This is a genomic window from Streptomyces sp. CB02261, from assembly GCF_001905665.1.
Classification (GTDB): Bacteria; Actinomycetota; Actinomycetes; order Streptomycetales; family Streptomycetaceae; genus Streptomyces.
In genome coordinates, this window is sequence record NZ_LIVX01000001.1 from 409,777 (window position 1) to 427,845 (window position 18,069).

At 72.8% G+C, this 18,069-nt stretch carries 12 protein-coding genes; 7 read left to right on the forward strand and 5 right to left on the reverse strand.

All coding sequences use genetic code 11. The features are described 5' to 3' along the window. Positions 1-43: 43 nt before the first annotated feature. Positions 44-1,255 carry a hypothetical protein gene (locus tag AMK29_RS01845; RefSeq protein ID WP_073806826.1) on the forward strand — a complete coding sequence of 404 codons (1,212 nt, stop codon included), beginning with the start codon at positions 44-46 and terminating at the stop codon, positions 1,253-1,255. Here AMK29_RS01845 and AMK29_RS01850 read toward each other — a convergent pair. The 5 genes from AMK29_RS01850 to AMK29_RS01870 all read right to left on the reverse strand — a co-directional run bounded on the left by AMK29_RS01850 (position 1,215) and on the right by AMK29_RS01870 (position 7,919). Continuing rightward, positions 1,215-2,003 carry an endo alpha-1,4 polygalactosaminidase gene (locus tag AMK29_RS01850; protein WP_073806827.1) on the reverse strand — a complete coding sequence of 263 codons (789 nt, stop codon included), beginning with the start codon at positions 2,001-2,003 and terminating at the stop codon, positions 1,215-1,217. The two genes, AMK29_RS01845 and AMK29_RS01850, sit on opposite strands and share 41 nt — an antisense overlap. Then, positions 2,000-2,617: a spherulation-specific family 4 protein gene (locus AMK29_RS01855; RefSeq protein ID WP_073806828.1), complete on the reverse strand. Its 618-nt coding sequence runs from the start codon at positions 2,615-2,617 to the stop codon at positions 2,000-2,002. The genes AMK29_RS01850 and AMK29_RS01855 overlap by 4 nt, the downstream gene beginning before the upstream one ends. Before the next feature lie 13 nt (positions 2,618-2,630). Further along, positions 2,631-4,052: a hypothetical protein gene (locus AMK29_RS01860; RefSeq protein ID WP_241845052.1), complete on the reverse strand. Its 1,422-nt coding sequence runs from the start codon at positions 4,050-4,052 to the stop codon at positions 2,631-2,633. 218 nt (positions 4,053-4,270) lie between these two features. Continuing rightward, positions 4,271-5,818, reverse strand: coding sequence for a GT4 family glycosyltransferase PelF (gene pelF / locus AMK29_RS01865; protein WP_073806829.1), 1,548 nt, complete (start codon positions 5,816-5,818; stop codon positions 4,271-4,273). A 25-nt stretch (positions 5,819-5,843) separates the two neighbouring features. Beyond that, positions 5,844-7,919 carry a hypothetical protein gene (locus tag AMK29_RS01870; protein ID WP_073806830.1) on the reverse strand — a complete coding sequence of 692 codons (2,076 nt, stop codon included), beginning with the start codon at positions 7,917-7,919 and terminating at the stop codon, positions 5,844-5,846. A 314-nt stretch (positions 7,920-8,233) separates the two neighbouring features. On the opposite strand from AMK29_RS01870, the gene AMK29_RS01875 reads away from it, so the two are divergent. From AMK29_RS01875 to AMK29_RS01900, 6 genes are all read left to right on the forward strand, one after another. Then, the gene (locus tag AMK29_RS01875; protein WP_073806831.1) at positions 8,234-9,742 is read left to right on the forward strand and encodes a leucyl aminopeptidase; all 1,509 of its coding nucleotides are present in this window, start codon (positions 8,234-8,236) and stop codon (positions 9,740-9,742) included. Between the two features lie 301 nt (positions 9,743-10,043). Continuing rightward, positions 10,044-11,432, forward strand: a complete 1,389-nt coding sequence (lpdA, locus tag AMK29_RS01880) for a dihydrolipoyl dehydrogenase (protein WP_073806832.1) — start codon at positions 10,044-10,046, stop codon at positions 11,430-11,432. A 62-nt stretch (positions 11,433-11,494) separates the two neighbouring features. Next, entirely contained in the window at positions 11,495-13,297 is a 1,803-nt protein-coding gene (gene sucB / locus AMK29_RS01885; RefSeq protein WP_073806833.1) for a 2-oxoglutarate dehydrogenase, E2 component, dihydrolipoamide succinyltransferase, read from the forward strand. A 128-nt stretch (positions 13,298-13,425) separates the two neighbouring features. Next, positions 13,426-14,049: a GntR family transcriptional regulator gene (locus AMK29_RS01890; RefSeq protein WP_073806834.1), complete on the forward strand. Its 624-nt coding sequence runs from the start codon at positions 13,426-13,428 to the stop codon at positions 14,047-14,049. 300 nt (positions 14,050-14,349) lie between these two features. Beyond that, a complete protein-coding gene (aceE, locus tag AMK29_RS01895) occupies positions 14,350-17,055 on the forward strand; it encodes a pyruvate dehydrogenase (acetyl-transferring), homodimeric type (protein WP_073806835.1) in 2,706 nt (901 codons plus the stop codon). Between the two features lie 36 nt (positions 17,056-17,091). Beyond that, complete coding sequence (locus tag AMK29_RS01900) at positions 17,092-18,069, forward strand: helix-turn-helix transcriptional regulator (RefSeq protein WP_073806836.1); 978 nt, start codon at positions 17,092-17,094, stop codon at positions 18,067-18,069.

Below are 18,069 nucleotides of genomic sequence, written 5' to 3' on the forward strand. Positions count from 1 at the left end.
GGACCCCGGGCAACCATCGGGGCCGCTGCCCGGTCATGCAGGAGTGATCAGACCCCTCACCCGTACCGCCGCCGCACTCGCCGGAGCGGTCCTGCTGCTCAGCGCCTGCGACAGCGGTCCCGGCGCCGCCCGCCCCGCCCCCCACCCCGTCTTCTCCGAGCCGCTCGCCCGGCAGGTGAACCTCGCCCTCCGGCACACCCAGCAGGCGGGCGGGGCCGGACTCCGGCAGACCGTCACCTTCTCCGGCAAGGGCAGGGCCGTCCAGACCCTCACCGGACGGCTGGACTTCGCGGGCTCGCGCGGGTCGGCGACGAGCCGCTGGCAGCTGACCCCCGACTTTCCCCGGGCCGCCCGGGAGACGATCCTCGGCACCCCGCAGGGACCCGGCACGGGTGACGCCGTCGGCCGCTACACCGTCGACACCCAGACCATCCACTACCGGGCCGGCTCGGCCGGATACTGGCTCCGGTACACAGGCGACATCAAGCCGCTCTGGGGGATCGACTCGATCAGCCACCTCCGGGGCACCGAGGGCGCGATCGGCGGGACGCTCCTGGAGGTCCTCAGCGGGGTGCGGCCGGCCGCGCAGCGGGCCCTCGACGGCGGCGGGCGCTCCTACCGCGCGGACTTCCCGCTCACCGAGGCCCTGGAGCTCTTCCCGTACGACCTGCGCGGCGAGTTCGTCCCCGCACCCCTCTACGACCACATGCCGAGCGCCCCCGTGCCCCTGACCGTCGAGGTCGACCGCGAGGGCCGGATCACCCGGGCCCGGGCCGATCTGACGGTCCTGCTCGACAGGAAGACGGAGGGCGCGCTCGCCGGGGTGACCGCGCTCCACGCCGATCTGGTGCTCGACGGCTTCGGCGCACCGGAGGCCGGGGCCATCGCCCTCCCGGACGGCCGCGTCCTCGACGCCGCATCGGCCGTCACCCCCGCCTCCGAGGCACGCGCCGGGGAGTGCATGGACTTCAACACCGGCATGCGGTACAGCCGGCTGGTGGCGCGGGTGCCCTGCGCGGGCCCCCACGACGGGAAGGTCCTCGCCCAGCACCCGCTGACCGGCGCCTACCCCGGGACCGAGGACGCCCGGGACCGGGCCGGACGGGCCTGCGCCGGCGCCCGGGACGGCTCCCGGCCCGGGGACCTCTGGTACACGTGGTCGTCCCGGCACGACTGGGCGGCACGGGGCGAGGGCCGGGCGACCTGCTACGCCGTCAGCAGGCCTGGCGCCACGCCCCCAGCTCGTACCGCTTGAGCATGGAGCTGAGGCCCAGTTCCCGGGCCTGCGGGCAGAACTCGGCCGTCTTCAGCTCGTACTCGACGTGGAAGACCGCCTTGCCCGCCGCCACGAAGGGGGCGAGGCGGTCGCATTCGGTGTACTGGGCGCACTGTTCGTTGACCGCGAAGTCGAAGTCGGGGAGCAGCTGCGGGATCTGGTCCAGGTCGTTCTTGAGGCCCACCGCGAGGCCCCGGTCGTGGGCCAGTCGGGCGATGAGGCGGTTGTAGCGGAGCTGGTCGGCGGCGGTGAGGGGGAAGCCGGTGCGGTTCAGATAGCCGTCCATGTTGTCGGGTTCGACGGCGTCGAAGCCCTTGGTGCGGCACATGTCGAGGCGGGCGGCCATGAGGGGTTCGAGGACGTCGGTACGGCGGATGTCGAGCCAGCGTTCTCCCTTCCAGCCGTTGCCCTCGCCGAGGACGGCCTTCGGGAAGCGGTCGGCGTCCGGACGGAAGTCCTCCCAGGCGCCGGTGGAGAGGTAGCAGATGACCTTGCGGCCGCGGCGGTGGAGGTCGGCGACCGCGGACGCCGGGTGGTCGAAGCCGTCGATGTCGTACACCGGGACGTCGACCGTCGGGTCCAGACGACCGCTCAGCTGCCACTGCCAGGCGAGCCCCGGCTTCGGCAGCCACCGCTCGCCCCTGGGCTTGGGGTCCGGGTCGGGGGCCGCCGTACAGGCCGTGGCGAGCAGCAGCAGGCCCGCGAGCAGTGGCAGAAGTCGTCTCATCGGGCGGGCTCCAGGAGGTGCGGAAGGGTGCCCCAGGGATGCGCGCCGGTGCCGGGGACCGCGCAGTGCACGGGGGTGACCGGGCGGGCGTCGGGCGGGGCCGCGTAGACGAGGTGGCAGTGGTGGGCGGCGGCCGGCAGGTCGAGGGTGCGGTACGTGTCCCAGGGGCCCTCGAAGGTGACGAGGAGGTCGGCGAGCTCCTCGTACCCCGGGTCGGGGTGCGCGCCGTGGTTGAGCACGAGGGTCGCGGCACCGGCGGACCGGGCCGCGACCGCGATCCGCCGGTAGTGGGCGAGGGCTCCGGGTGCGGTCGACACCTGGTCGAGGAAGGCGCCGTCGGTGCCGTACCAGTCGCGGTGGCGGAGGAGGTCGGTGACGACCTCGGCGTGCGGGCGCCGCCCGTAGGCGGTGTCCACGTAGCCGAGGAGCCGTACCCCGGCCGCCCGCAGCCGCGCGGTGACCTCGGCGAACGCCGGGTCGGCGGCCTCGCCCGCGCCGCTCGCCGGGTTGACGACGACGCCGTACAGGGACGGCGCCGCGTCGACGAGCGCCGACCACGCCTCGGGGCGGTCGGCGGGGTGCTCGTAGAACGGCACCAGGAGGAGACGATTCACGGGCCGTGGTCCCCTAGACGCGGTGGGCGGTCGGTCGTACCAGCAGAACACAGGTGAGGACGGCGAGCACCGCCGCCGCTCCCCCGGCCGCCATCGGGCCCGCCGCGGGTTCCAGGGTCTGCGCCGCCGCCGCGAGGAGACAGACGACCGCCGCGCTGAGGACCGCGCCGAAGGCCTGGAGCAGCAGCCCCAGCCAGAGCACCGTGCCGATCAGGAGCAGGGTGGCCAGCCGTGCCGCGGTGGGCCAGGCCGCGCCCGGCCAGGCCAGGGTCGCGGCGAGGGTGAGGGAGACGAGGACGGTGAGGTAGCCGCCGAGGCAGAGCACGAGGGTGCCCGTGACGGCCCGGCGGAACTCGCGGGCGGTGGTGAGGGTCCGCAGCCGGGTCAGGCTCCCGCCCCGGAAGCGGTGCAGCAGCCACTCCGCCGGCCCCATGGAGAGGGTGAGCGCGATGACGGCGCCCGCGCCGCTGACCAGGGTGTCGCCGATGCCCGCCTGGAGGACGAGCAGTCCGCTGCCGAGGCCGAAGAGTCCGTACGGGAGGGACGCGGCACGCGGGGGCCCGCCGCGTCCGGCCGCGCCGCGCCGCGCGCCCGGCCGCAGGACGAGCGCGGCGAGGACGACGCTCGCGGTGAGCGCGGCGAGGAGGAGCGCGGCGCGCAGCGGGCCGGGCAGGTCCCAGCGGAAGGCGGGAAGGGCCCCGGCGAGCGGCAGCAGGGCGCAGAGCAGGGCCCGTTCGCGGCCGAGGACCAGGAGGACGGTCGCGGCGGCGAGGTAGAGCGACTGTCCGGCGGCGAACAGGGCCGCCGGGGCCTCGCCGGGCGCGGCGGCCGCGAAGGCGACGGCCGTACCGGCGAGGGCGCCCGCCGGGGCGCCGGTGAGCAGGGCGCGGGCGGCGGCGGGCCGGTCGCCGAGACCGAGCCAGGTGTACGCGCGGTGGGACAGGGCCTGGTTCCACACCCAGCCGGTGACGGCGCCCGCCAGCAGGGGAACCGTTCCGCCGGGGAGCCCGAAGCGGCCCGGCTCCCCGGCGAGGAGCGGTGCGGCGAGGACGTACGCGAGGCCGGGCAGTGCGAAGACGAGTCCGCGCAGGAGGCAGCCGGCGAGGCCGGTGTGCCAGGCGCCGCCGGATGACGCCGCCGGTGCGGGGTGGCGCCGCTCCACGCGCGCGTAGAGGTCCTCGCCGAGGGCGAAGGAGTCGGCACGGCCGTAGGTGAGCCGGATGTGGTCGTCCGTCATGCCGTCGGACTCGAGGAGGGCGGCGATCTCGTCCGGGTGGACGGCGACGGCGGCGAACCCTTCGAGGCGCGCGACGAGTTCGTCGAGGGGATCGGCCGCGAGGGCGTCCCCGACGGGATGCGGATACGAACCGTTCGGGGCCGAGACCGGATGTGGGCCGCCCGGGGCCGACTGCTCGCCCGGAGGGCGCGGGGACATGGCGGTCGGCGCCTCCCCAGGGGTACGCGGGGCCTCATCGGTCGCCGGCTCCCCCGGGGCACGCGGGGACACGTCGACCGGCGGCTCCCCCGGGGCACGCGGGGACACCTCGGTCGGCGGCTCCCCCGGAGTGCGCGGTGGGGCTTCCGTGCGGCGGGGGCGGGGGATGGAGGGGAGCGGGGTCCCCGTGGTCGGGGCCTTGAGCCAGAGGGAGCCACTCATGCCGGGGTGCCTCCCGCGACGAGCGTCGGGGCGGCGCGCAGCGGCGCGGGGAGGCGGACCGTCCAGGCCTTCGGGTCGAGGCGGCGGGTCGTCCGCTCGCCCGCCAGTTCGCGGTAGATCTGCCGGAAGCCGTCCACCGAGCGGTGGAGGGTGAACCGGTCGATCACCCGCTGCCGGGCCCGGCGGCCGAGCTCGGCGCGCCGGGCCCCGTCGCGGAGGAGTTCGCTGACGGCGGCGGCCATGACGGCCGGTTCGCGGGGCGGGACGACGATCCCGGTGTCGCCGACGGCCTCCCGTACCCCGCCGACGTCGGTGGAGACGGTGGCGCGGCCGCAGGACATGGCCTCGATGAGGGAGAAGGGGAAGCCCTCGCTGATGGAGGAGAGCATGACGACGCTGCCGGCCGCGTAGGCGCGCGGCACCTCGGAGACCCGGCCCTCGAAGCTGACGCCGTCGGTGACGCCGAGTTCGGCGGCGAGCTTCTCCAGGCGGGTCAGGTAGTCCTCGTTCCCGGCGGGGACCGGCCCGAACAGGCGGAGCCGCAGCGCGGGGAGTTCGGCGCGGCAGATCGCGTACGCCCGGATCAGGGTCTCGAGGTCCTTGATGGGGTCGACGCGTCCGCACCAGCTGAGGGTGGGCGTCTCCGGTTCGGGTCCGGCCTCGGGGAAGGCGGCCGGGTCGACGCCGTTGTAGACGGTGCGGATGCGGTCGGCGGGGGCGCCGCCGCGTTCCTCCCAGCGCCGGTTGTACTGGTTGCAGGGGGTGATGAGGTCGGCCTTGCGGTAGCCGAGGGTGTTGAGCTCCCGGTAGAAGCCGAGCATGAGGGCCTTGACGGGCCAGCGCTGGGCCTCGGTGCGGTAGCCGAGGTAGCGCTCGCGGAGGTAGATGCCGTGTTCGGTGAGCAGGAAGGGCACTCCTTCGAAGTGCTGTGCGGCGAGCGCCGGCAGCGTGGCGAGGCCGCTGGAGACGGCGTGGGCGACGCCGTCGGTGGCTATCCGGGCGGCGAGCGGGCGCAGGGCGTGTTCCAGCAGGTCGGTGGCGGTGAGTGCGTCGTGGACGGTGGGCCGGGCCGCGAGGGTCGGCAGGTGCGGCATGGTCCAGATCCACATCAGGGAGCGCAGGGCCGCCTCGGAGCGCAGCGCGGCGGTCAGCTGTCCCCGCCGGGCGAGTTCGGCCAGTTCGTACAGGCCGGTGCCGAAGTCGCAGCCCGCCTCCGGGTCGAGGAGGGAGAGCAGGAGGCGTTCGTACGCGTCGAGGAAGCGGCGGCGGGCGCGCCCCCGCAGGGGCCGGCGCGCCCTGGCGAGCAGGCGGGGCGCGGCCGGTCCCTGCGGGAGTCCCCAGAGGGGGAACGCGGTGTGCCGGGTGACGTTGGCCGGCAGTTCCCAGGTGACGGGTTCGCGGCCGCTGCCGGTGAGGGCGAGGATCTCGAAGTCGACCTCGGGCATGCCCCGGACGAGCTGGTCGCACCAGGTGCTGACGCCGCCGTGGACATGCGGGTAGGTGCCTTCGGTGAGCATGGTGACGTGACGGCCACTGCTCGGCATGTGCGTTCCCCCCAGAACGTGCTGGTCAGGCGGTCGGGAGCGTGAGTGTGACGCTGGTCTGGAGCACTTCGGGCGTGGTCCAGGCGGAGCGGGTGCCCGCGTACGGCGATCCGAAGGCGGCGGTGCCGAGGAGGAGTTGCTTGCGGGTGCCCTCGGGGGCCGTGATCGGGGCGGCGAGGCCCGCGGGCGCCTTGACGGTGACGGTGGCGCCGATGCGGTAGGCGGTGACCTTTCCGGCGGCGAGGGCCTGGTCCCAGGCGGCGCGGCGGTTCAGTTCGGTGCCGACGTCCTTCTGACGCGGGTTCACCACGGGGGCGCTGGGAGCGAAAAGGGCGCGGTAGTCGGCCAGGACCCGGTCGAGGACGGGGTAGAGCAGGCGTTCCTCGGCGAGGTTGGACTGGTGCACGTAGTGCGGGCGCGGGTCGTTGCCCAGGACGTGGGAGAGGGCGGTCCTGGCTTCCTGCGGGACGATGTGGCCGGCGTACCCGGTGGCGACGGGGAGGGGGGCGGGCAGGCAGGTGGAGGCCGGGTTGGACTCGCAGATGCCGCTGCCGCCGTCGGCGCGGGAGGTGTAGACCCAGTTGTACTCGTCGGTCATCTCGGCGGCGGTGCCCACGTTGTAGTACACGTTCATGGGGTGGCGGGGCACGGTCTTCGCGGCGCCGGTGGCGGTGCCGAGGGAACGTTGCTGCGGTTCGCGGGAGTTGTCGCTGGCGAGCCACTTGACGCCGTTGTCGGCGAGGGCGCCGGCCAGGTGGGGGTTGTCGGCGGGCTGCTGCGGGAAGGTCCTGAGGCCGGAGTGCTCGCCGGTGACGAGTTCGCTCCGGTCGACGGAGATGCCCTTGCCGACGGCCCAGTTGTGGTTGTTGCGGATCTGGCCGGAGAGCTCGGAGCGGCCCACCCAGAGGGTGTTGCCGGAGGCGTCCGTGGCGCACCGCCACGGGACGACGGTGTTGTCCTGGACGCAGCCCAGGAAGGGGTGGGTGTAGGTGTGGTTGATCCACCGGTACTGGGCGCGGTCGGCGACGAGCCGGTCGGTGAGCGGGTCGCTGCCGCCGTGCTCGGTCTTCCACTGCTCGCCCTGGCCGCCGTTGTAGACCATGTCGAGGGTGAATCCGGAGGCCTTCTGCCAGGCGGCGGCGTACTGGGCGTCGGCGACCGTCATCCGGATCGGGTCGGCGCCCTCCCCCTCGTCCCCGACGCAGTCGAAGTCGCCGGGGGTGCAGTTGCGGGCCGTGTCCCAGCGGGCGTCGGGCGCGAAGACGTCGTCGACGTGGACGGACAGGTAGTTGCGGCTCTGTCCGAGGTGGACGCCCTGGGTGAGCCATTCGACGATGCCGCGGGCGAGGGCGCGGAACTGCCGCTGGTACTGGTTGTAGGCGAAGGTGACGACGAGCTCGCGGCGTCCGTCGGCGGTGTACTCGCCGACGAGGCTGGCCCGGCCGCCGCCGTCGACGGGGACGTCGAGGTAGCTGGTGTAGCCGGCGCGGGGGCGGCCCGCGTAGCCGTAGCTCTCGGCGATGGACGGGTCGTTGTCCTCGAAGGCGAGCGCTCCGGACAGATAGCGGAAGGGGCCCGCCCGGCCCGCCGCGGTGACGCCGGCCGTGGTGCCGTCGAGGACGCCGGACCAGCCTCCCTCGTTCGTGTAGTCGAGACCGACTCCGGGGTGCGACCAGGTGTAGGCGTCGACCTGCGGGATCCCGAAGGTCCGCTCGTACGTCCGCAGGGCGGTGTGCTCGGCGGAGTCGGGCCCGAAGGCGGTCTCGTGCGGCAGGACGACGCCCTGGTACTTGGCGCGGGGGCGTCCGTCGACGGTGTCGCTGAGGAAGGCCGCGTCGAGGACCGGCCGGTTCGGGTCGTCGAGGTCGATCCTGCGGTACGGGACGCCGGAGCCCTTGAGCTCGGCGGTGATCGCTTCGACGGCGCTGCCGCCGTCGTCGACGACGAGGACGGTGAGGTCGATCCGGGGCACGGGGGCCGCGACGGCCTGTGCGGACGGGACGACGGTGACGAGCAACGCGGCGGCGGCGAGGGCCGCGACCCTGGCGGTGCGGGCGCCGCGCGGAGCGGTTCTGGGCGTACGGATTCGGCCGGAGTCCATCAGGTGGTGTCCCCCCTCGGCAGGTCCGCCCGCACCGGCGCACGGAACGGAGGACCTGTGGAGATGCTGCAGATGATGCGAAGACGAGCGCGTCGTCCTCGCGTGACTGAGGCGAGTGTGAAGGAGCGGTCCGAGCCTGAACGGTAAACATGAAAGAGACACCACGGATGAGTGAATCACCGCCGCCGTGAGCGAACCGGATGAGCGAGCGTAGGCTCGTTCTCGGCGCTCTCCGGGCCGAAATACGATGCGGCGGGCACGGTCGGCCCATCCCTCGACCGCACAGAACTCAATGGAAGCGAGATTTCACCACCGTGACTGCTCTCACTCTCAGCACTGCCGGCGCGGCGACGCTGCGCGCCGACGCCCTCGTCGTCGGCGTCGCGAAGTCCGGGAAGACGCTCGTCGTCGCCCCGGGCGCCGAGGCCGTCGACAAGGCCTTCGAAGGCCGGCTCGCCGCCGTCCTGGAGACCCTGGGCGCCTCGGGTGCCGAGGGTGAGGCGATCAAGCTGCCCGCCCCCACCGGCCTCAAGGCCCCGGTCGTCCTCGCCGTCGGCCTGGGCTCCGCCCCCGAGGACGGCGAGTCCTTCGGCGCCGAGACCCTGCGTCGCGCCGCCGGCACCGCCGCCCGCACCCTGACCGGTTCGAAGAAGGCCGCGTTCGCGCTGCCGATCGCCGCCGCCGAGGACGCCGGCGCCATCGCGGAGGGCGCCCTGCTCGGCGCGTACGCCTTCACGGCGTACCAGGAGAACGGCAAGGACGCGAAGAAGCCGCTGGCCGAGGTCGCCGTGCTCGGCGCCAAGCCGCGCGACAAGGCCCACAAGGCGGCCGCCGAGCGCGCCCAGGCCGTCGCCGAGGAGATCAACCGCGCCCGCGACCTGATCAACATGCCGCCGAACGACCTGACGCCGGCCGCCTTCGCCGCCGCCGCCCAGGCCGCCGGCAAGGAGCACGGCCTCAAGGTGCAGGTCCTCGACGAGAAGGCGCTCGCCAAGGGCGGCTACGGCGGCATCCTCGGCGTCGGCAACGGCTCCGAGAACCCGCCGCGCCTGGTCCGGATCGCGTACACCCACCCGAAGGCGGAGCGGACCCTCGCCCTCGTCGGCAAGGGCATCACCTACGACTCGGGCGGCATCTCCCTGAAGCCGGCCGGCCACAACGAGACGATGAAGTGCGACATGAGCGGTGCCGCCGCCGTGTTCTCGTCCGTCGTCGCTGCGGCCCGCCTCGGCCTCGAGGTCAACGTCACCGGCTGGCTCGCCCTCGCCGAGAACATGCCGTCCGGCTCCGCCACCCGCCCGGGTGACGTGCTGCGCATGTACAGCGGCAAGACCGTCGAGGTCCTCAACACCGACGCCGAGGGCCGTCTCGTCCTGGCCGACGCGCTGACCCGGGCCTCCGAGGAACACCCGGACGCGATCGTCGACGTGGCGACCCTGACCGGCGCCATGGTCCTGGCGCTCGGCAACCGCACCTTCGGCATCATGGCCAACGACGACGACTACCGCTCGACGATCCACGAGATCGCCGAGGAGGTCGGCGAGGCGTCCTGGCCGATGCCGCTCCCCGCGGACCTGCGCAAGGGCATGGACTCCCCCACCGCCGACATCGCCAACATGGGTGAGCGGATGGGCGGCGGCCTGGTCGCCGGGCTCTTCCTCCAGGAGTTCGTGGGCGAGGGCATCACCTGGGCCCACCTGGACATCGCGGGCCCGGCCTTCCACGAGGGCGCCCCGTACGGCTACACCCCGAAGGGCGGCACCGGCTCCTCGGTCCGCACCCTGGTGAGGCTGGCCGAGCGCACGGCCACCGGCGAGCTCTGAGCCGCCGCTCCGCGCACACCGTGACGGGGACGGCCCCGGGCCTCGCGCCCGGGGCCGTCCCCCGTCCCCGACCTCCGCTCGCGACGAAATCCGTAGGTTCGTACGCCCGGGTCCGCCCTCCGTACGGACGATCGGCCGTCTCAGAGCCCGGCCCCGCGTCCCGCCATCCGTCAACAAGTGCGAAGATGGGTTCTCGGCAGGACAGGGCCCCCACCACAGGGCCGAAAATAAGCGGCCGAACACCAGCCGCCGCCCGGTCATCGAGGACCGGCGACGAGCGCACATGCATGGAGGACGTGACGTGGCGAACGACGCCAGCACCGTTTTCGACCTAGTGATCCTCGGCGGCGGTAGCGGCGGTTACGCCGCGGCGCTGCGCGGAGCGCAGCTGGGCCTGGACGTCGCACTGATCGAGAAGAACAAGCTCGGCGGCACCTGCCTGCACAACGGCTGCATCCCGACGAAGGCCCTGCTCCACGCCGGCGAGATCGCCGACCAGGCTCGCGAGGCCGAGCAGTTCGGTGTCAAGGCCTCCTTCGAGGGCATCGACATCAAGGGCGTGCACAAGTACAAGGACGACGTGATCTCGGGCCTGTACAAGGGCCTGCAGGGTCTCGTCGCCTCCCGCAAGGTGACCTACATCGAGGGCGCGGGTCACCTGTCCTCCCCGACCTCCGTCGACGTGGACGGCCGTCGCGTCGAGGGCCGTCACGTCCTCCTCGCCACGGGCTCCGTACCTAAGTCGCTGCCCGGCCTGGAGATCGACGGCAACCGGATCATCACCTCGGACCACGCGCTGACCCTGGACCGGGTCCCGGAGTCCGCGATCATCCTCGGCGGCGGTGTCATCGGCGTCGAGTTCGCCTCCGCGTGGAAGTCCTTCGGCACCGACGTGACGGTGATCGAGGGCATGAAGCACCTCGTCCCCGTCGAGGACGAGAACAGCTCGAAGCTTCTTGAGCGCGCGTTCCGCAAGCGCGGCATCAAGTTCAACCTCGGCACCTTCTTCCAGTCCGCCGAGTACACCGACAACGGCGTCAAGGTCACCCTCGCCGACGGCAAGACCTTCGAGGCCGAGGTGCTGCTCGTCGCGATCGGCCGCGGCCCGGTCTCCGCCGGTCTCGGTTACGAGGAGCAGGGCGTCGCGATGGACCGCGGCTACGTCCTGGTCGACGAGTACATGCGCACCAACGTGCCGACGATCTCGGCCGTGGGCGACCTCGTCCCGACGCTCCAGCTCGCGCACGTCGGCTTCGCCGAGGGCATCCTCGTCGCGGAGCGCCTGGCCGGCCTCAAGGCCGTCCCGATCGACTACGACGGCGTGCCCCGGGTGACGTACTGCCACCCCGAGGTCGCCTCCGTCGGCATCACCGAGGCGAAGGCCAAGGAGATCTACGGCGCGGACAAGGTCGTCGCCCTGAAGTACAACCTCGCGGGCAACGGCAAGAGCAAGATCCTCAAGACCGCGGGCGAGATCAAGCTCGTCCAGGTCAAGGACGGTGCCGTGGTCGGCGTCCACATGGTCGGTGACCGCATGGGCGAGCAGGTCGGCGAAGCGCAGCTGATCTACAACTGGGAGGCGCTGCCGGCCGAGGTCGCGCAGCTCATCCACGCCCACCCGACGCAGAACGAGGCGCTCGGCGAGGCCCACCTGGCCCTGGCCGGCAAGCCGCTGCACTCCCACGACTGACGCTCACGTCATCACAGGGCGCGACGACCACTTCCCGCAATTCGTTAGGAGCAACTGAAACCATGTCGGTTTCCGTAACCCTGCCGGCGCTCGGCGAGAGCGTCACCGAGGGCACCGTCACCCGCTGGCTCAAGGCCGAGGGTGAGCGTGTCGAGGCCGACGAGCCGCTGCTCGAGGTCTCGACCGACAAGGTCGACACCGAGATCCCCGCCCCCGCCTCGGGCATCCTGGCCTCCATCAAGGTCGCCGAGGACGAGACGGTCGAGGTCGGCGCCGAGCTGGCCATCATCGACGACGGCTCCGGCGCCCCGGCCGAGACCGCCGCCCCGGCCGCCGAGGCCGCCCCGGCCCCCGCCGCCCCGCAGCAGGAGGCCCCGGCCCCCGCGCCGCAGGCCGCCGCCCCGTCCACCGAGGCCGAGGCCCCGGCTCCGGCCCCGACGGCCGAGGCCGCCGCCGGTGGCGGTTCCGCCGAGGGCACCGACGTCGTGCTGCCCGCGCTGGGCGAGTCCGTCACCGAGGGCACCGTCACCCGCTGGCTGAAGTCGGTCGGCGAGGAGGTCACGGAGGACGAGCCGCTGCTCGAGGTCTCCACGGACAAGGTCGACACCGAGATCCCGGCCCCGGCCTCCGGTGTGCTCCTGGAGATCGTCGTCGCCGAGGACGAGACCGCCGAGGTCGGCGCCAAGCTGGCCGTCATCGGCGCCGCGGGTGCCGCTCCGGCCGCTCCGGCCGCCCCGGCTCCGGCCGCCCCCGCCGCCGCCCCGGCTCCGGCCCCGGCTGCTGCCGCCCCGGCCCCGGCCGCCCCCGCGGCCCCCGCGCCGGCTCCCGCCCCGGCGGCTCCGGCCGCGCCCGCCCAGGCGCCGGCTCCGGCCGCCGCTCCGGCCCCGGCCCCGGCCGCCCAGGCTCCGGCTCCCGCCCCTGCGGCGCCCGCGGCTCCGGCCGAGGACGGCGCGTACGTGACCCCGCTGGTCCGCAAGCTCGCCACCGAGAACGGTGTCGACCTGGCGGCCGTCAAGGGTTCGGGCGTCGGTGGCCGTATCCGCAAGCAGGACGTCATCGCGGCCGCCGAGGCCAAGAAGGCCGCCCCGGCCCCCGCCGCCCCGGCCGCCGCCGCGAAGGCTCCGGCCCTGGAGACCTCCCCGCTGCGCGGTCAGACCGTCAAGATGACCCGCATGCGCAAGGTCATCGGCGACAACATGATGAAGGCGCTGCACGGCCAGGCCCAGCTGACCTCGGTCGTCGAGGTCGACATCACCAAGCTGATGAAGCTGCGCGGCCGCGCCAAGGACGCCTTCGCCGCCCGTGAGGGCGTCAAGCTGTCCCCGATGCCGTTCTTCGTCAAGGCCGCGGCCCAGGCGCTGAAGGCCCACCCGGTCATCAACGCCCGGATCAACGAGGACGAGGGCACGATCACCTACTTCGACACCGAGAACATCGGTATCGCGGTGGACTCCGAGAAGGGTCTGATGACCCCGGTCATCAAGGGTGCGGGCGACCTCAACATCGCCGGCATCTCGAAGAAGACCGCGGAGCTGGCCGGCGCCGTGCGCGCCAGCAAGATCACGCCGGACGACCTGGCCGGCGCGACCTTCACCATCTCCAACACCGGTTCGCGCGGCGCGCTGTTCGACACGATCATCGTGCCCCCGAACCAGGTCGCCATCCTGGGCATCGGCGCCACCGTGCGCCGTCCGGTCGTCATCAACCACCCGGACCTGGGTGAGACGATCGCGATCCGCGACATGACGTACGTCGCGCTGTCCTACGACCACCGTCTGGTGGACGGCGCCGACGCCGCCCGCTACCTGACGGCGGTCAAGGCGATCCTGGAGGCCGGCGAGTTCGAGGTCGACCTCGGTCTGTAAGGCCCTGTGAGGCCCGTACGCCGAGTGGCAACGTAACGAGCCTCACCTGCGGCGCCCCCGTCCGGAAGTGTTTCCGGGCGGGGGCGCCGCCGTATTGTCTAAGGGTCAACACTCCCCGAGGAGCCTTCATGACCGTCCCCGTCGTCCACTCGCTGCGCGAACAGATCCGCGAGCACATCGTGGAGGGGATCGTCAGCGGCCGCTGGAAGCCGGGAGAGCGGATCGTGGAGCGCCGGATCGCGACGGAGCTGGAGGTCTCCCAGACCCCCGTCCGCGAGGCGCTGCGTGAGCTGGAGTCGCTGCGCCTGATCGAGTCGGCGCCGAACAAGGGCGTCCGGGTCCGCAACCTGACCGCGGCGGACCTGGAGGAGAGCTACCCCGTCCGCGCCGGTCTGGAGCAGATCGCGGCCGAGCTTGCGGCCCGGCGTCTCGCGGCGGACTGCTCGGCCCTGGAGCCGCACGTGGCGGCGCTGTACGAGGCGGACGCGACCTCCGACGGGACCGCGCAGGTGCGGCACACGGTGGCGTTCCACCGGGAGCTGGTGAAGGCCGCGGGGAACGGCGTGCTGCTCCACACCTGGGAGACGCTGGGCATCGAGGTCTTCACGGCCCTGTCGATCCGCTGGCTCGGCACGGTCCAGAAGTCGTACGCGGAGGAGCACCAGGAGCTGGTGGAGGCCTTCCGCCGGGGCGACCCGAACATCGGTGCGCTGGTGAAGGCGCACGTGCTGGGCTGCGCACCGAGAGCCTGACCCCCGGCTTGACGCACAGTGAGCGGGTCCACCGTCCGGTGGGCCCGCTCATTCGTGCGGGCACCCTCTCATAAAGCGGCTCCCACCTGCGAAAACAGGGTGAAAACGAGGCACCGGGTGCCCTGTTTCGCGGCACCCTGTGCCGACTTTCTCGATCTGAAGAGGTTTTCCCCTTCAACCCTTTGATCGATCATCGATCGGCGGCTTACAGTCTTCGGCGGGCCGCTACCCGGCCCTTCGCCCTGTCCTGCCCGACAAGGCACCCCTTCTCCACCCCCACCTGTCCGGAAGGCGGCGATCATGACCGATCCCGTAGGCAAGATTCCGAGCGAGCTCGACCAGCTCCCGGACCGTGACACCGAGGAGACCGCCGAGTGGGCGGCCTCCCTGGACGCCGTCACCAAGGCCGCCGGCCCCCACCGGGCCGCCTACCTGATGCGCCGCACGCTCCAGCACGCCGAGGGCGCGGGCCTGGCCCTGCCCAAGCTCCTGGAGACGGACTACGTCAACACCATCCCGACCTCCGCCGAGCCGACGGGCGCCGACTTCGACGGCGACGAGGACATGGAGCGCCGGATCACCGCCTGGAACCGCTGGAACGCGGCCGCGATGGTCACCCGCGGCTCCAAGTACGGCGTCGGCGGCCACATCGCCACCTTCGCGTCGGCCGCCTGGCTGTACGAGACCGGCTTCAACCACTTCTTCAAGGGCAAGGAAGCCGACGGTTCCGGCGACCAGCTCTACATCCAGGGTCACGCCGCCCCCGGCATCTACGCCCGCGCGTTCCTGGACGGGCGCCTGAACGAGGCCCACCTCGACAACTTCCGGCAGGAGTCCGGCGGCAACGGCCTGCCCTCCTACCCGCACCCGCGCCGTCTCCCCTGGCTGTGGGAGTTCCCCACCGTCTCCATGGGTCTGGGCCCGCTCTCCGCGATCTACCAGGCGCGCTTCAACCGCTACCTGACCAACCGCGCCATCAAGGACGTCTCCGCCTCGCACGTGTGGGCGTTCCTCGGTGACGGCGAGATGGACGAGCCCGAGTCGACCGCGGCCCTCGCCCTGGCCGCCCGCGAGGGTCTGGACAACCTGACCTTCGTCATCAACTGCAACCTGCAGCGCCTCGACGGCCCGGTCCGCGCCAACTTCAAGATCGTGCAGGAGCTGGAGGCCCAGTTCCGCGGCGCCGGCTGGAACGTCGTGAAGTCGCTGTGGGGCAACGCCTGGGACGAGCTGTTCGCGCTCGACACCACCGGCGCCCTCGTCCGCCGCCTCCGCGAGGTGCCGGACGCGCAGGTCCAGACGTACCAGACCCGCGACGCCGCCTACATCCGCCAGGACTTCTTCGGCAAGGACCCGGCGCTCGTCGCGATGGCGCAGCTGCTGAGCGACGACAAGATCCTTGAGTGCTTCCACCTCTCCCGCGGTGGCCACGAGCCGCGCAAGGTGTACGCCGCGTACAAGGCCGCCGTGGAGTTCAAGGGCGCGCCGACGGTCATCCTCGCGCAGACCGTCAAGGGCTTCACCCTCGGTGAGGGCTTCGCGTCGAAGAACGCGAACCACCAGATGAAGAAGCTCTCGAACGACGAGTTCAAGAACATGCGGGACCTGCTCGACCTGCCCATCTCGGACGCGCAGTTCGTCGACGGCCAGGTGCCCTACGGCCACCCCGGCGCCGACTCCCCCGAGGTCCGTTACCTGCAGGAGCGCCGCGCGGCCCTCGGTGGCCCGGCCCCGGCCCGCCGTACCCACGCGATCGCCCCGCTGCCGGCCCCGGCCGAGAAGGCCTTCACCGCCTTCGACAAGGGCTCCGGCGCGCAGTCGATGGCGACGACGATGGCGTTCGTCCGCCTGGTCAAGGACCTGATCCGCGACAAGGAGACCGGCAAGCGCTGGGTCCCGATCGTCCCGGACGAGGCCCGTACCTTCGGTATGGAGTCGCTGTTCCCGTCGCTCGGCATCTACTCGCCGAAGGGCCAGACGTACGAGCCGGTCGACCGCGACCAGCTGATGTACTACAAGGAGGCCGTCAACGGCCAGATCCTCAACGAGGGGATCACCGAGGCCGGTTCGATGGCCGACTTCATCGCCGCTTCCACCGCGTACTCCACGCACGGCGAGGCGATGATCCCGTTCTACATCTTCTACTCGATGTTCGGCTGGCAGCGGACCGCCGACCAGATGTGGCAGCTCGGCGACCAGCTCGGCCGCGGCTTCCTCGTCGGCGCCACCGCGGGCCGCACCACCCTGACCGGTGAGGGCCTCCAGCACGCCGACGGCCACTCGCCGGTGATCGCGGCGACCAACCCGGCGGCGCTGACGTACGACCCGGCGTTCGCCTACGAGGTCGCGGTCATCGTCAAGGAGGGGCTGCGCCGGATGTACGGCGAGGCCGCCGAGGGCGAGGACCAGAACGTCTTCTACTACCTCACCGTCTACAACGAGCCGATGCCGCAGCCCGCCAAGCCGGCCGGCGTCGACGAGGGCATCGTCAAGGGCCTCTACCGCTTCAACACGGCGGAGTCCGCGGGCCTCGACCTGCCCGCGAACGCCTCGCGCATCCAGCTCCTCTCCTCCGGTACGGCCATCCACTGGGCCCTGGAGGCGCAGAAGCTGCTCGCCGCCGAGTGGGGCGTGGGCGCCGACGTGTGGTCCGCGACCTCCTGGACGGAGCTGCGGCGCGACGCCCTGGAGGCGGACGCGGCGTTGCTGCGCGGCGAGGAGCAGGTGCCGTACATCCGCACCGCCCTGGAGGGCGTCGACTCCCCGGTCCTCGCCGTCTCCGACTACATGCGCCAGGTCCCGGACCAGATCGCGCAGTGGGTCGAGCAGGACTGGTCCTCGCTGGGCGCCGACGGCTTCGGCCTGTCGGACACCCGTGACGCGGCCCGCCGCCACTTCGGCGTCGACGCCCAGTCGATCGTCGTCGCGGCCCTCGCGCAGCTCGCCCGTCGCGGCGAGGTCCCGGCCTCGGCCGTGAAGGAGGCGCGCGAGCGCTACGGCCTCTGAGGCCCGACTGTCGGTGACGGCACGCATGATGGGGTCATGCGTGCCGCCCGGCTGATCAAGATGGTCCTGCTGCTCCAGTCCCGTCCCTCGATGACGGCGGCCGAACTGGCCGTGGAGCTGGAGGTGTCCGAACGGACCGTCACCCGTGACGCCCTCGCCCTCTCCGAGGCGGGGGTTCCGGTGTACGCGGACCGGGGCAGGGCCGGTGGGTACCGCCTCGTCGGCGGCTACCGCACCCGTCTCACGGGCCTGGCGCGCGGCGAGGCCGAGGCGCTGTTCCTGTCCGGACTGCCCGGCGCGCTCCGGGACATGGGTCTGGAGGACGCGGCGTCGGCGGCCCGGCTCAAGGTGTCGGCGGCTCTGCTGCCCTCGCTGCGGGACGCCCCGGACTCGGTGGCGCGGCGCTTTCTGCTGGACGCGCCGGGCTGGTACCAGGAGCCGGAGACGCCGGAGATGCTGGCGCCGATCGCGGAGGCGGTCTGGGACGACCGGATGATCGCCGCCCGCTACCGGCGCGGGGACGGCACGGAGGTGGAGCGGGAACTGCGGCCGTACGGGCTCGTCCTGAAGGCCGGCGTCTGGTACGTGTGCGCGGGTGCGGCCGACGCCTTCCGTACGTACCGGGTGGACCGCTTCACGGCGGTGGCGGTGGGCGAGGACCGCTTCGAGCGGGATCCGGACTTCGACCTGGCCGCGTTCTGGTCCGACCGCTCCCACGAGTTCGCGCGCTCCCTCCTGCGGGCCGAGACGGTCCTGCGCCTCACGGCGGCGGGAGCCCGGCGGCTGCCGTACGTGACGGACCGGGCGGCGGCCGAGGAGGCCATCGCGGCGGGCACCACCGACGCCGACGGCCGCCTCCGGGTGGTTCTCCGCGTCGAGAACGAGGAGGTCGCCTTCGGCCAGCTCCTGGGCCTGGGCCCGGAGGCGGAGGTCCTGGCCCCGGACACGCTCCGGAAGCGGTTCGCGGAGGCGGCCCGGGGCCTGGGAGAGCTGTACGGGGAGGACCTGCCGTAG